This is a genomic window from Streptomyces sp. HUAS TT11 (assembly GCF_051553595.1).
Lineage (GTDB): Bacteria > Actinomycetota > Actinomycetes > Streptomycetales > Streptomycetaceae > Streptomyces.
On record NZ_CP196184.1, the window covers coordinates 6,883,089 to 6,896,431 of the forward strand.

10 protein-coding genes are annotated in these 13,343 nt (G+C 71.1%); 4 read left to right on the plus strand and 6 right to left on the minus strand.

The annotated features are described in order from the left end of the window. Nucleotides 1-209: 209 nt before the first annotated feature. The 3 genes from ACSHXN_RS30740 (at nucleotide 210) to ACSHXN_RS30750 (ending at nucleotide 5,529) form a co-directional block, all read left to right on the plus strand. On the plus strand, nucleotides 210-1,637 hold the full coding sequence (locus ACSHXN_RS30740; protein ID WP_438304432.1) for a hypothetical protein: 1,428 nt from the start codon (nucleotides 210-212) through the stop codon (nucleotides 1,635-1,637). Between the two features lie 351 nt (nucleotides 1,638-1,988). Beyond that, nucleotides 1,989-3,434 (plus strand): alkaline phosphatase PhoX, encoded by a 1,446-nt coding sequence (locus tag ACSHXN_RS30745; RefSeq protein ID WP_356110919.1) that lies wholly within the window; start codon nucleotides 1,989-1,991, stop codon nucleotides 3,432-3,434. A 511-nt stretch (nucleotides 3,435-3,945) separates the two neighbouring features. Beyond that, entirely contained in the window at nucleotides 3,946-5,529 is a 1,584-nt protein-coding gene (locus ACSHXN_RS30750; protein WP_356110921.1) for a TROVE domain-containing protein, read from the plus strand. Nucleotides 5,530-5,670: 141 nt separating this feature from the next. Here ACSHXN_RS30750 and ACSHXN_RS30755 read toward each other — a convergent pair whose 3' ends face one another. Next, nucleotides 5,671-7,122, minus strand: a complete 1,452-nt coding sequence (locus ACSHXN_RS30755) for an MFS transporter (RefSeq protein ID WP_438304435.1) — start codon at nucleotides 7,120-7,122, stop codon at nucleotides 5,671-5,673. A 156-nt stretch (nucleotides 7,123-7,278) separates the two neighbouring features. Here ACSHXN_RS30755 and ACSHXN_RS30760 point away from each other — a divergent pair, with 156 nt between their 5' ends. Continuing rightward, nucleotides 7,279-7,845, plus strand: coding sequence for a TetR/AcrR family transcriptional regulator (locus ACSHXN_RS30760; RefSeq protein WP_355130776.1), 567 nt, complete (start codon nucleotides 7,279-7,281; stop codon nucleotides 7,843-7,845). Nucleotides 7,846-7,906: 61 nt separating this feature from the next. Here the strand turns inward: ACSHXN_RS30760 and ACSHXN_RS30765 are convergent, their stop codons facing one another. The 5 genes from ACSHXN_RS30765 to ACSHXN_RS30785 form a co-directional block, all read right to left on the minus strand. Continuing rightward, complete coding sequence (locus ACSHXN_RS30765; RefSeq protein ID WP_355130988.1) at nucleotides 7,907-9,112, minus strand: TerD family protein; 1,206 nt, start codon at nucleotides 9,110-9,112, stop codon at nucleotides 7,907-7,909. 92 nt (nucleotides 9,113-9,204) lie between these two features. Then, nucleotides 9,205-10,194 (minus strand): zinc-dependent alcohol dehydrogenase family protein, encoded by a 990-nt coding sequence (locus ACSHXN_RS30770; protein ID WP_355130774.1) that lies wholly within the window; start codon nucleotides 10,192-10,194, stop codon nucleotides 9,205-9,207. Next, entirely contained in the window at nucleotides 10,191-11,036 is an 846-nt protein-coding gene (locus ACSHXN_RS30775) for a carbohydrate ABC transporter permease (protein ID WP_355130772.1), read from the minus strand. The genes ACSHXN_RS30770 and ACSHXN_RS30775 overlap by 4 nt, the downstream gene beginning before the upstream one ends. Continuing rightward, entirely contained in the window at nucleotides 11,033-11,971 is a 939-nt protein-coding gene (locus ACSHXN_RS30780) for a carbohydrate ABC transporter permease (RefSeq protein WP_438304438.1), read from the minus strand. Before ACSHXN_RS30780 ends, ACSHXN_RS30775 begins: the two co-directional genes overlap by 4 nt. After that, nucleotides 11,968-13,338, minus strand: coding sequence for an ABC transporter substrate-binding protein (locus tag ACSHXN_RS30785; protein ID WP_355130769.1), 1,371 nt, complete (start codon nucleotides 13,336-13,338; stop codon nucleotides 11,968-11,970). The genes ACSHXN_RS30780 and ACSHXN_RS30785 overlap by 4 nt, the downstream gene beginning before the upstream one ends. Nucleotides 13,339-13,343 lie beyond the last annotated feature (5 nt).

Consider the following 13,343-nt stretch of genomic DNA (forward strand, 5'->3'; position numbering starts at 1 on the left):
ACGGCGCCGGGTGACCCTCGGTGAACAACTGTCCGCCGACTTCTACGCGCGTCAATCTCCTGTGTACGTGGGGCAGTTGTCAAGGTTTCGGCCATGTATGACTGCCGACCGGGAGATGAACCGGGCGGCATGGGTGGAAATCCGTCTAGGCTGAGCTTGTGTCCGAGGCGCCGCCTCGGTCACCACGTAGGCCCAAGGAGACCCAGCCGATGTCAGACAGCTCCCTCTTGCCGCCGGTTCGGCTGCACTCCGAAGCGGAGCTCGCGCGGGACGCGCTCGCCACACCGCTGCTCTCCCGGGCCGCACGGCTCGCCCGCTGGGCCGGTCCCGGCACGCGCGTCGGTGCCGGGGGCGAACTCGCCGAGGACCAGCTGCCCGGTGCGGCCGAGGTGCTCGGGCTGACCGGCGAGGACGCCGCCGCACTCGCGAGCGAGGCCTGGCGGGTCGCCGTGGACAGCGGACTCGTCGAGATCGTCGACGAGGACGAGGGGACGGTCACCACGGGGGAAGGTCTCGCACTGCTCACCTCGGGCAGTCCCGGCGACGTGCTCGGTGTCTGGCTCGACGCTCTCGAGGCCGTGCTGGCCGACGCGAGCGTCCCCGATCTCGACGACCTCGTCGACGCCATGGAGGAGGGCGGCGAGATCGACTTCTCGTCCCTCGACTGGGACCCGGAGGCGGAGGCCGAGTTCCTCGACGGCGTGCTGGCCAACCTCTATCTGCTGACCGTCGGTGAGGAGATGCCCGGTGGCGGCCGGGTGCCGCTGCCCGCGCTCGCCGCGTCGATGATCGTCCCCGACGACATGACGGAACCCACCAACGACGTGCTGGAACATGTGTCCGACGCCATGATGCGGCTCGACGAGCAGTTCCGGATCCTCGAACCGATCGGGCTCGTCGAGTTCCAGCCGGTCGACGAGGCGCTCATGGCGGACCTCGACGAGGAGCCCGCGGCGCCCGTGGACGAGACGGACGTGAGCCGCTACGGGATGGTGCGGCTGACCCCGCTCGGACTGTACGGAATGCGCACGCGCCTGCAGGAGGCCGGGATGTCCGCCCCCGCGGTGGGTGAGCTGGCGGACAAGGGCGCGGACACGCTGCTCGACGGCACGTCCGCGTTTCCGCCGGCGGCGGCCCAGGCCGAGACCGAGCAGTGGCTGGCCCGCCGCGAACCGCTCGCCGCGGCCAGGGAGTTGCTGGCCGCCGCCCGCGGCGTCGACGCCGGGGCCCCGCTGCGCCGGCTGCGCTGCCAGCAGGCGCTGTCCCTGGTCGGGGCGGAGGCGGAGACCGCGCTGCGCGAGGTGCTGGACGACGCGGAGCTGGGCGGACTGGCACGGGTCTGGCTGACCGAGCACGGAGCGGCCGATGTGCCGGCACCGCCGCAGCCCATGGTCTTCTGGCTCACCATCGACACCCTTGCCGCACAGCTGGCGGCCGAGGGCAACTCGGCGGAGCTTCGGGCGCTGGTGGAGGGGCTGGCGGCGCAGCACAGCGGATTCTTCGCGACCGCGTGGCGGGTGGACCATCCCGCCACCGCGGAGGTGCTGGAGGCGATGGGGCGCCTGCACCCGGACAAGAAGGTGGCCAAGGAGGCCCGGAAGGCGGCGTTCAAGGCGCGCTCGCAGCAGGGCGGCTGAGCGGTACGGGACCTCGTCCCTTTCCGCCTCCTGGGCGCGGCCGGGTGCGGCCGCGCCCAGGGCCGTTTTGCACCGCAGCCGGCCGTCCCGTGCCTGGATGCCGGGGGGTCGGGCCGCCGGCGTGCGCCGTGCGGTGCGGGTGCGCGGTGGGTCGGGGCCGATGCGTCCTTGCCGGTCCTTGGTGCGTATGAGGTGGCTTCCAGGGGCCCGTTTGGTGGATTCATAGAAGTTCGTCCGCCGACGTCGATCGGTGTTCAGCCGGTGTTCAGCCGGGAGCGGGAGCGTGTGCGCGCAACGAGGTCCGCGAGCCCCACCCCCCGACCGACTCACTCCGCTTCCACAGGAGACAGCATGTCGCTCACCCGCAGGGACTTCGCCCGACGATCCGCGCTCACCGGCGCCGGTGTCGCTCTGGCCGGCAGCGTCGGAGCCCTCGCCACCGCCCCGGGCGCCCTGGCGTCCACCGACACCGAGACCGCCGACGGTCAGGAGGGGGACCGGCACGGCGGCGTCGGCTACGGACCGCTGATCCCCGACCCCGAGGGCGTGCTGGCCCTGCCCGCCGGATTCCGGTACCGCGTCATCACCCACAGCGGGAAGACCAAGCTGGAGTCGGGCGAGTTCACCCCTTCCAACCACGACGGCACCGCCACCTTCGACGGTCCGCGCGGCACCACCCTCCTCGTCAACAACCACGAGCTCAAGGGTCCCCGCGCCGACTGGAAGTATCCGGTGCCGCTCACCGAGGGCCTCGTCTACGACCCGGCCGCGTCCGGCGGCTGCACCGTCGTCGAGGTCCGCCACGACCACGTTGCGGAATGGGTGGGCATAGCGGGCACGTCCACCAACTGCGCGGGCGGCAGCACCCCGTGGGGCACCTGGCTCACCTGTGAGGAGACCGAGGACAAGGCCGGCCAGGGCGGCATGACCAAGGACCACGGGTACGTCTTCGAGGTGGACCCCGAGGACCGTCGTGCCAACCGCCACCCCCAGCCCGTCAAGGCGCTGGGCCGCTACGCCCACGAGGCCGTCGTCGTCGACCCCAAGCGCGGCCACCTCTACCTGACCGAGGACGCCTCCGGGCCCAACGGGCTGCTGTACCGCTGGACCCCGCCGGAGGGCTTCCGCCACGGACGCGGCAGGCTGCGCACCCTCGGGGACGAGGCGGGCCGGCTCCAGGCCTTCAAGTGCTTCGACTCGGGCGGCCGGTACGTCGACGACCTCTCCCGCGCCACGAGGATCGGCACGGTGTACGGCGTCGACTGGGTCGACGTCCCCGACCGCGACGCCAAGAAGGTATCGGTCCGCAGCCAGTTCGGCGCCGGCGCGGTCACCCGGGCCCGCAAGCTGGAGGGCATGTGGTGGAGCGACGGCGGTGCGTACATCGTCGCCTCGTACGCCCGTGAGGAAAGCCCCGTCCAGCATGACGGCCAGGTCTGGTTCTACGACCCCCGGCGCCGGACCCTCACGCTGAAGGTCCTGCTCGGAGTGAACCCCGACCCGGCCAAGGACGGCGCCTTCGACGGCCCCGACAACATCACCGTCTCCCCCTACGGCGGTCTCGTCATCGCCGAGGACGGCGAGGGCGTCCAGCATCTGTTCGGTGCCACCGACAGCGGCCGCACCTACCCGATCGCCCGCAACGACCTGAACATCGGCACCGAGGAGGAGCCGGAGTACAGCGAGTTCACCGGCGTCACGTTCTCGCCCGACGGAAAGACCCTGTTCGCCAATATCCAGGACCCCGGCATCATGGTGGCCGTCACCGGGCCCTGGAAGCGCCAGAAGCGCGGCTGAACTCCCGGCAACTCGACCGGCTCCTGCGGACATTAATTCGTTCGCCCGGCCCGCGGCCCGCCTCCTAGAGTGATGCACGTCCAGGTGCGAAGGCAGGACCTACTTCCACTCATAATGGGGCGGCCGCGGGTTCGAGTCCCGCCACCGGCACCACGCGCCGGTGTAGCTCAGGGGTCAGAGCACCTTGTCGGTTCCGCCGGCCTCGATCTCTGGACACCACAGTTCATGCACCTCCCGGTGCGCAGGCCGCGGCTACTTCTTCTGCAAAAAGAATCCACGCCGCCGCCGACTCGATCTCGGGAGGCGCAGCACAGGATGGGTGCCCGGTGCGCAGGCAACGGTTACTTCATGGGGTCAGAAGGTTGCGGGTTCGAATCCCGTCATCGGCTGCGGGCCGGTGCAGCTCAATGGACAGAGCATGTGACTGAAGCCCGTCGCCGACTTCTGGACTCGGGCGCCCTTCCTTTGCCGTGCCTCCTTCCGGAACGAAATGAATTCGGGGGAATTCAGCATGGCACGATTCAACACCAGGGCCGCCAGGCCGCAGCCGACGTCGCGGGTCACGTCCACGGGGCGCGTACTGCGTACCTACGAGGGCGGCCGCGGCCACGAGCGGGACCCGCGCTCGGAGCTCTTCCTGCTCGCCGTCTCGAACTTCGTCGCGCAGCGGACCTTCTACGAGACCGGCGCCGACCGCGACGACCGGTTCGCCGCCCTCGTGCGCCGGCTCGCCGTCACCGACCCTTCCTGGACGGCCGGCCTGCTCGGCTGGCTGCGCGGCGAGGGGAACCTGCGGACCGCCTCGGTCGTGGGTGCCGCCGAGTATGTGAAGGCGCGGCTCGACGCGGGTGCGACCGAGGGCCCCGCCAACCGTCAGGTCGTCTCCCGCGTACTGCAGCGGCCGGACGAGCCCGGTGAGTTGCTCGCGTACTGGACCTCGACGTACGGCCGGAACGTACCCAAGCCGGTCAAGCGCGGCCTCGCCGACGCCGTACAGCGCCTGTACCACGGCAAGGCGCTGCTGAAGTACGACACGGCCTCCAGGGGCTACCGCTTCGGCGACGTCCTCAACCTGGTGCACGCGGCGCCCCATCCGGACAAGCCGTGGCAGGGCGAGCTGTTCCGGTACGCGCTCGATCGCCGGCACAACCCGGACACCGCGCTGCCGCCCGCCTCGAACGCCGTGCTCACGGCGCACCGCGAGCTGACGGCGATCCCGGTGGAGCAGCGGCGCGCCGTCGTGACGGCTCCCGGCGGCGCCGAGCGGCTCGCCGCGGCGGGGATGACCTGGGAGGCGCTGGCGGGCTGGCTGCAGGGACCGATGGACAGGGCGGCCTGGGAGGCCGTGATTCCGTCCATGGGCACCATGGCGCTCGTGCGGAACCTGCGGAACTTCGACGAGGCCGGGGTGTCCGACGAGGTGGCCGCACAGGTCGCCGCGCGGATCAGCGACCCGGTCGAGGTGGCGCGATCGCGGCAGTTCCCGTTCCGGTACCTCGCCGCCCACCGGCACGCGCCGTCGCTGCGCTGGTCGTACCCGCTGGAGCAGGCACTCGGCCACTCGCTGGCCAACGTGCCCGCGCTGCCCGGCCGCACACTGGTGCTCGTGGACCGCTCGGGCTCGATGTTCTACTCGCGCCTGTCGGACCGCTCGGAGCTCACCCGGGCCGACGCGGCGGCGGTCTTCGGAACGGCGCTCGCGCTGCGGGCGGCGGACGCGGACCTCGTCGAGTTCGGAACCGGCAGCAACAAGGTGGGATTCCGCAAGGGCGAGTCCGTGCTGAAGGTCCTCGGTCGCTTCGGCGACCTGGGCGGCACCGACACCACCGGGGCGGTCCGCCGCCACTGCAGCGGCCACGACAGGGTGCTGATCGTCACCGACGAGCAGTACGCCCCCGGCCGTCACGGCGACCCGACCGAGCAGGTGCCGTCGCACGTGCCGGTCTACACCTGGAACCTCGCCGGGTACCGGGCGGGCCACGGCCCGTCGGGCCGTGGCAACAGGCACACCTTCGGGGGCCTGACGGACGGCGCGTTCCGGATGGTGTCGCTGATCGAGCGGGGCAGCGACGGCCGGTGGCCGTGGCTCGAGTGAGCGGCCCCGGCTCGCCCCGCTCCGCGCGGTGACCCGCGGGGAGCGGGGCGGACCGCGTCGACGCGGTCCGGCGCCGATGTGCCGACGGAGCCGGACCGCATCCGCGGCGCCGCATCCGCCGTACGCGTGCGGCGCCGCGTTCTAGGGGATCGGGCGCGCCTTCGGCGGCCGGGTGCCGGTGATGACGAACGCCGAGACCAGCAGCGCGGCGAGTGCGATCAGGGAGCCGACCCCGAACGCGCGGGCCGCGCCGTGGGTGAGGATCTGCGCGGGGGAGCCGGTCGCGTGCCGGGTGGCCGTGCCGTAGACCGTCACCAGCGCGGAGAGGCCGAGGGTGCCCCCGAGCCACTGCAGGGTCTGGAGCAGACCGGAGGCGGCGCCCGCCTCACGGGGCCCGATCCCGGCGAGGACGGTCGCGTTCAAAGGCATGAAACTCAGGCCGACACCCAGCCCCATCAGCAGCAGCGGACCGAGCAGCCCGGTGGCGTAGCCGTCGCCGGGCCGCAGCCGCCACAACCATCCGGTCGCCACGGCGAGCAGGGCCATGCCGGTGAGCAGCACCGGCTTCACGCCGAGGCGGGTGAGCAGCCGGGGCACGACGCGCACGGTGGTGAACATCGCGAGGGTGAGCGGCAGGAAGGCGAACCCCGCGCGCAACGGGCTGTAGTGCAGGACCTGTTGGCTGATCAGGGTGAGGAAGTAGAACGCGCCGAACATGCCCGCCGGCAGCAGCAGCACTCCCGCGTAGCCGCCGGCCCGGTCGCGGCTCGCGAACAGACGCAGCGGCAGGATCGGCTGCCCGGCACGGGACTCGATGAGGGTGAACCCCGTGAGCAGCGCCGCCGCGGCGCCGAAGCCGAACAGCGCCCGGGCGTCGGTCCAGCCCTGTTCCGAGACGCGGATCAGCGCATGCACGAGGCAGGCCGTCCCGGCCGTTCCCGTGAGTGCGCCCGCGGTGTCGAACCGCCCCGTACGACGCGGGGTTTCGGCCACGAAACGGGGCAGGGCGACGGCGACCGCGATACCGATGGGCACGTTGATCAACAGGGCCCAGCGCCAGGACGCCCAGGAGGTGAGCATGCCGCCGAGGACCAGGCCGAGCGAGGCGCCGATACCGGCCATCGAGGAGTAGACGCTGAGCGCGTGGTGGCGGCGTGGGCCCTCCGGGAAGGTGGTGGTGATCAGGGCGAGGGTGCTGGGGGCGATCAGGGCGGCGCCGATGCCCTGGAGCGCGCGGGCCGCCAGCAGCCAGGAGCTGTCGGTGGCGAGACCGCCGAGGAGGGAGGAGAGGGCGAAGAGCAGGGCGCCGACGGTGAGGGTGCGCCGTCGCCCCGCGATGTCGCCGATGCGGCCGGCGAGCAGCAGCAGTCCGCCGAAGGCGAGCGTGTAGGTGTTGAGCACCCAGGACAGGCCGGTGCGGCTGAAGCGGAGGTCCTGCTGGATGTCGGGCAGCGCGACATTGACGACGGTGGAGTCGACGCCGACCATCAGGTAGGCGGTGACGACGATGAAGAGGACGGTGCCGAGCCTGGCGGCTGATGGTGGTGCGGAGAGCGCGTCGACGGTCGTGGACGGTGCGGACGGGGTGGACATGGAGTTCTCCCGGTTCGGCGTCCCCGGGCGGGTGCGGGCAGCACGGAGGAACGGTGCGCGGGCAGGGCGAACCGCCCGCGGAGATAACCGGGGACTGTCTCCGTTTAGTGCTCGATAAGATACGGAGAGGGTCCCCGGTTCGCAAGGAGTAACTGGATGTCGCAGGTCAGACCCATGCGCGCGGACGCCCGTCGCAACTATGAGCGGCTGCTGAAGGCGGCGGCCGTCGCCTTCGCCGAGCACGGGGAGAACGCGTCGCTCGATGACATCGCCAAGCGGGCGGGGGTCGGATCGGGCACGCTCTACCGGCACTTCCCGACGCGTCAGGCGCTGCTGGAGGCGGCCTACGTCGACCGGATCGAGGCCATCGCCGCGCGCGCCGACGAGCTCGCGAAGGAACTGCCGCCGGGCGAGGCGCTGGTGGAGTGGCTCAACGAGCTCTGCGCCGGAACCATCCAGGTGCGCGGGATGAAGGCCCTGCTGGGATCCGCCGTCACGGACGGCAGTTCGGTGGCCGTCACGGCGTGCGCCACGTCCATGAAGGAGGCGGCGGGGCGCCTGGTCGAGGCGGCGCAGCGGGAGGGCACCCTGCGGGAGGACCTCGAGCCGATCGAGGTGCTGCGCCTCGCGCACGGGGTGGCGACGGCCTCGGAACTGGCCGACGGCCGGGGCGAGCACATCCGCCGCTATCTGTCGCTGCTCACGCACGGGTTGCGGCCGTAGGAGGCCGGCCGCCCCGCGGGCTCCCGACGAAGGGGAGCCCGCAGGTTTCGTACCGCGGCGGCTAGAGGGCCTGGGCCGCCGGCTTCACCATGTTCCGCACCGTGCGGGCCTTGACGAAGTCGCCCATGGCCGTCATCTCCCACTCACCGGAGAACTGCCGGATGAGCTTGGCCATCAGGACGCCCGTCTGCGGTTCGGCGCCGGTGAGGTCGAAGCGGACCAGCTCCTGGTCGGTGGCGGCGTCCACCAGGCGGCAGTAGGCCTTGGCGACCTCCGTGAACTTCTGCCCGGAGAAGGAGTTCACGGTGAACACGAGGCCGGTGACCTCCTGGGGCAGCCGTCCGAGGTCGACCACGATGACCTCGTCGTCGCCCCCGCCCTCACCCGTGAGGTTGTCGCCGGAGTGTTTGACGGCGCCGTTCAGGATCGTCAGCTTGCCGAAGTAGCAGCTGTCGATGTGATTGCGCTGCGGGCCGTACGCGATGACGGACGCGTCCAGGTCGATGTCCTTGCCCCGGAAGGCGGGCTCCCAGCCCAGGCCCATCTTGACCTGTGAGAGCAGCGGCCGGCCGCCCTTGACGAGGGAGACGGTCTGGTTCTTCTGGAGGCTGACGCGGCCCTTGTCGAGGTTGATCTTCCCGGCGCCGGGAACCGGGGCGGGCGGAGCCGGGGGAGCGGGCGGAGCCGGCGGGGCGGCCAGGGTGGGAGCCGGCGGGGCGGCGGGCGGCTGCATCGCCGGCGCGGGCGGGGCGACGGGCTGGGCGGGCGCCGCCGGCTCCTCCACGCTGACTCCGAAGTCGGTGGCGATGCCCGCCAGGCCGTTCGCGTAGCCCTGGCCGACGGCACGGGCCTTCCAGGCGCCGTTGCGGGCGTAGACCTCGACGACGACCAGGGCCGTCTCAGCGCCGAGCTGGGGCGGGGTGAAGGTGGCGAGGACGGAGTTGTCGTCCGCGTTGCGGACGGTGGCCGTGGGCTCGATGCCCTGGAAGGTCTGACCCGCGGCGTCGGGGCTCGCCGTGACGACGATCTTCTCGATGCCGGGAGGCACGGAGGCGGTGTCGACCATGATGGCGTCGGGGCTCGTGCCGCCGCCCGAGCGGTAGGTGACGCCCGGGCCCGAAGGCTGGTTGTAGAAGATGAAGTCGTCGTCGGAGCGCACCTTGCCATCGGCGGTGAGCAGCAGGGCCGACACGTCGAGCCGCACCGGGGCGGCGACGTCGACCGTCACACGAGTGGCTCCGAGCGGGATGTTCGAGCCGGGGGTCATAGCTGTCATGACCTGTGAACGAGCGGGACCGCTTTACCGTTCCCTTACCAAGGGGGCCGAACGGCTGACGCGTCCGGCCCCCGCCCCGGACGCTACGGCACCACCACGATCTTGCGTCCCACCCCCGCCGCGAACTGCTCCAGCGCCTGCGGATAGCGCTCCAGCGGGATCCGGTCGCTGATGAAGATCTCGGGGTCGAGCACACCGCCCGCGAACAGCTCCGCCGCCCGCTCGTAGCTGTGCAGCACCGCCATCGAGCCGGTGATCGTGATCTCCTGGTTGTAGATCCGGTACGGGTCGATGGTGACTCGCGTCGCATAGTCCGCCACGCCGAACTGCAGGAAGGTGCCCGCCTTCGCCACCCGCCCGAGGCCGTCCTGGATCGCGGCGGCGTTGCCCGTGGCGTCCACCACCACGTCCCAGCCCTGCGGCCGGTCCAGTTCGTCCGCGCTCGCAGCGGTCGCCGAGACGCCCAGCCGCTGTGCGGTCTCCAGGCGCGCCGGATTGAGGTCGACCACGTCCACGCTCGCCGCACCCGTCCGCTTGGCCAGCTCCAGCATCATCAGGCCCATGGTCCCGGAGCCGTAGACGAGGACGTGCGCGCCGAGTCGGGACTGCAGGACGTCGTAGCCGCGCACCGCGCAGGACAGCGGTTCGATCAGCGCCGCGTCCTCGGTGCGGATGTGCTCGGGGAGCTTCACGCAGTTGGCGACCGGGGCCACCGCGTACTGCGCCGCACCGCCGGCCGTCGTCACGCCGATGGCCGCCCACCGCTCGCAGAGGTTGTTGTGGCCCGTACGGCAGTACCGGCACTCGTAGCAGTACAGCGACGGGTCCACGGCCACCCGGTCGCCGACGGACACCTCGGTGACCTGGCCCCCCACCGCGACCACTTCGCCCGCGAACTCGTGTCCCGGCACGATCGGCAGCTTGGGCGCGAACTCGCCCTGGAGGATGTGCAGATCCGTGCCGCACAGACCGCAGGCCGCGACCTCGACGACGACCTCGCGGGGCCCGGGCGTCGGGTCGGGGACCTCGGAGACGACGGCGCGGCCCACGGACTCGATGACGGCGGCCTTCATTTCACGGCTCCCAACGACAGGCCCTGGACCAGCTTGTCCTGGGCGGCGAACCCCGCGGCCAGCACCGGCAGGGAGATGACGAGCGACGCGGCGCACACCTTCGCCAGGAACAGGCCCTGGCTGGTGATGAAGCCGGTCAGGAAGACGGGGGCGGTCTCGGCGACCACGCCCGTGAGCACCCGGGCGAAGAGCAGTTCGTTCCAGCTGAAGATGAAGCAGATCAGGGCGGTGGCGGCGATGCCGGGCAGGGCTATCGGAGCCACCACGCGGGCCAGCACCGTCGGCAGCCGGGCACCGTCGATCTGCGCCGCCTCGATCACGGCCACCGGGACCTCGGCGAGGAACGACTGCATCATCCACACCGCGATGGGGAGGTTCATCGAGGTGTAGAGGATGACCAGGAGCCAGATGTTGTCCAGCATCCCGGCGTTCTTCGCGAACAGGTAGATCGGCAGCAGCCCCGCCACCACCGGGAGCATCTTGGTGGAGAGGAAGAAGAACAGGACGTCCGTCCACTTCCTCACCCGGCGGACGGAGAGCGCGTAGGCCGCGGGGAGGGCCAGCAGCAGGACGCACAACGTCGACACCAGCGACGCCACGGTCGAGTTGATCAGTGCGGGCCAGGGGCTCGCCCCGCCGCCCACGCCGAAGAAGTCCCGGTAACCGTCCAGAGTCAGTGCGGCGCCGAAGGACGGCGGGTTCGTCGCGGCGTCGGCCTCCGAGTGGAACGACGTCAGGGCCATCCAGGCGATGGGCAGGAAGAACAGCAGACCGACCAGCCAGGCCAGCAGGCCGAGGCCCGCTCCGCGGCGGCGGCGAATGCGTACGGCGACGGCGCTCATGCGCGGGACACCTCCTCGCGGAACAGGGACGACACCACGCGCAGGGCGAAGGTCGCGATGACGATGGAGCCGATGACGACCAGGACACCGGCGGCCGAGGCGAGGCCGTTCTCGTGGGCCTGGTAGAAGCTCTGGTAGACGGTGTAGGGGAGGTTCGCGGTGCCCAGGCCGCCGGAGGTGAGCGTGAACACCGCGTCGAAGTTCTGCACGATGTAGATCGAGCCGAGCAGGGCGCCGAGTTCGAGATAGCGGCGCAGGTGCGGCAGCGTCAGATGGCGGAAGATCTGCCAGTCGCTCGCGCCGTCCACCCGTGCCGCCTCGATCTGCTGATGGTCGCGGCTCTGCAGACCGGCCAGCAGGATCAGCATCATGAACGGCGTCCACTGCCAGACCAGCGAGGCCTCGACCGCGAGGAGCGGGGTGTTCGAGATCCAGTCCGGCTGGGGGCCGCCCACGTAGTGCAGCAGACCGTTCAGCAGGCCGTACTCGGGGTTGTAGAGCACGTGCTTCCACAGCAGGGCGGCGGCGACCGGGACCACCAGGAAGGGGGCGATCAGCAGGGTGCGGACGATGCCCCGGCCGTGGAACCTGCGGTCCAGCAGGAGCGCGAGACCGAGGCCGAGGATCAGGCTGACCAGGACCACCGCGACGGTCAGCAGGACCGTCGTCCACACCGAGTGCCGCAGGTCGGCGTCGGTCAGGACCCGGTGGTAGTTGTCGAGCCCGGTGAAGTGGCGCGCCTTGGGGTACAGGGCGTTCCAGTCGAAGAACGAGATCACCAGCGTGGCCACGAAGGGCAGCTGGGTCACGACGATCATGAAGATCAGGGCCGGCAGCAGCGGTGCCCGGGTGGCCCAGGAGCGCAGCCGGGCGGAGGGCGGACGGGCCGTGCGTGCGGGTGTCGCGGCCATGGAGGCCGTGGTGGTGGCGGTCATCGTCCCTCGTACTCCTCGGAGATCTGCTCGGCGAGCTTCTGGGACTTGTTCAGGGCCGACTCGACGGACTGGCGCCCGGCGATGGCCGCGCTGATCTCCTGGGAGACCTTGGTACCGAGGTCGGTGAACTCGGGGATGCCGACGAACTGGATGCCCGGTGCGGGGCGCGGCTGGACCCCGGGGTCGGTGGGCCGGGCGCCTTCGATGGCCTCGCGGGTCATGTCCTGGAAGGAGGCCGCCTCCTTGCGGTAGGCCGCGTTCTCGTACGTGGAGGCACGTTTGCCTGCGGGCACGTTGGCCCATCCGCTGGTGTCACCGACGAGCTGCTCGTACTCCTTGCCGGACGCCCAGGAGACGAACTTCCAGGCCTTGTCCGGGTTGCGGGACGCCTTCTGCAGACCCCAGGCCCAGGTGTAGAGCCAGCCGGAGTTCTGCGTCTTCTCTACCGGCGCGGGGGCGTAGCCGAGCGTGCCCTTGACGGGCGAGTCGGGCGCTTCCAGGAGGCCGGCCGCGGAGGTGGCGTCGTACCACATGGCGACCTTGCCCTGGGTCATGTTGTTCAGGCACTCGGCGAAGCCGGACTGGGCGGCACCCGACTCGCCGTGCTCGCGGACCAGGTCGACATAGAACTTCGTCGCCTTCTCGAACTCGGGCGCGTTCAGGTGCGCTTTCCAGCCCTTGTCGAACCAGGTGCCGCCGAAGGTGTTCACCACCGTGGTGAGCGGGGCCATGAGTTCGCCCCAGCCGGGCAGTCCGCGCAGGCAGATGCCCCGCATCCCGGGCTTCGCGCCGTCCGCCTTCGCGGCGAGATCGGCCACCTGCTGCCAGGTGGGGTGGGCGGGCATCGTCAGCCCCTTCTCGGCGAACACGTCCTTGCGGTACATCAGGAACGACGACTCGCCGTAGAAGGGCTGTCCGTAGAGCTTGCCGTCGTCCCCCGTCAGGGACTGCCGCATCGGCTTGAGGACGTCCTGCTCGTCGTAGGCGCGGTCCGCGGAGACGTACGAGTCCATGTCGTGCAGCCAGCCGTTGCGGGCGTAGATCGGTATCTCGTAGTTGCTCAGGGTGGCGACGTCGTACTGTCCCGCCTGGTTGGCGAAGTCCTGGCTGATCTTGTCGCGGACGTCGTTCTCCGGCAGGACGGTGAAGTTCACCCTGATGCCGGTCTCCTTGGTGAAGTGCGCGGCGGTGAGTTTCTGCAGCTCCACCATCTGCGGGTTGTTGACCATCAGCACATTGATGGAATTGCCGCCGGAACCGGACCCGCCCGCCCCGACCCAGCAGCCGGAGAGAAGCGGGGCGAGCAGCGTCCCTGCGGCGGCCGTGGCGAGCATCGCTCGCGGCCTCCGTCGGCTCTGGGTGCGCATGGATC

Excerpts from the sequence above, each read along its gene's own strand:
- ACSHXN_RS30750 (WP_356110921.1), top strand. The coding sequence starts at position 3,946 with ATGGCACGATTCAACACCAGGGCCGCCAGGCCGCAGCCGACGTCGCGG.
- ACSHXN_RS30770 (WP_355130774.1), bottom strand. The coding sequence starts at position 10,194 with ATGAAGGCCGCCGTCATCGAGTCCGTGGGCCGCGCCGTCGTCTCCGAG.
- ACSHXN_RS30755 (WP_438304435.1), bottom strand. The coding sequence starts at position 7,122 with ATGTCCACCCCGTCCGCACCGTCCACGACCGTCGACGCGCTCTCCGCA.
- ACSHXN_RS30775 (WP_355130772.1), bottom strand. The coding sequence starts at position 11,036 with ATGAGCGCCGTCGCCGTACGCATTCGCCGCCGCCGCGGAGCGGGCCTC.
- ACSHXN_RS30745 (WP_356110919.1), top strand. The coding sequence starts at position 1,989 with ATGTCGCTCACCCGCAGGGACTTCGCCCGACGATCCGCGCTCACCGGC.
- ACSHXN_RS30780 (WP_438304438.1), bottom strand. The coding sequence starts at position 11,971 with ATGACCGCCACCACCACGGCCTCCATGGCCGCGACACCCGCACGCACG.
- ACSHXN_RS30785 (WP_355130769.1), bottom strand. The coding sequence starts at position 13,338 with ATGCGCACCCAGAGCCGACGGAGGCCGCGAGCGATGCTCGCCACGGCC.
- ACSHXN_RS30740 (WP_438304432.1), top strand. The coding sequence starts at position 210 with ATGTCAGACAGCTCCCTCTTGCCGCCGGTTCGGCTGCACTCCGAAGCG.
- ACSHXN_RS30760 (WP_355130776.1), top strand. The coding sequence starts at position 7,279 with ATGTCGCAGGTCAGACCCATGCGCGCGGACGCCCGTCGCAACTATGAG.
- ACSHXN_RS30765 (WP_355130988.1), bottom strand. The coding sequence starts at position 9,112 with ATGACCCCCGGCTCGAACATCCCGCTCGGAGCCACTCGTGTGACGGTC.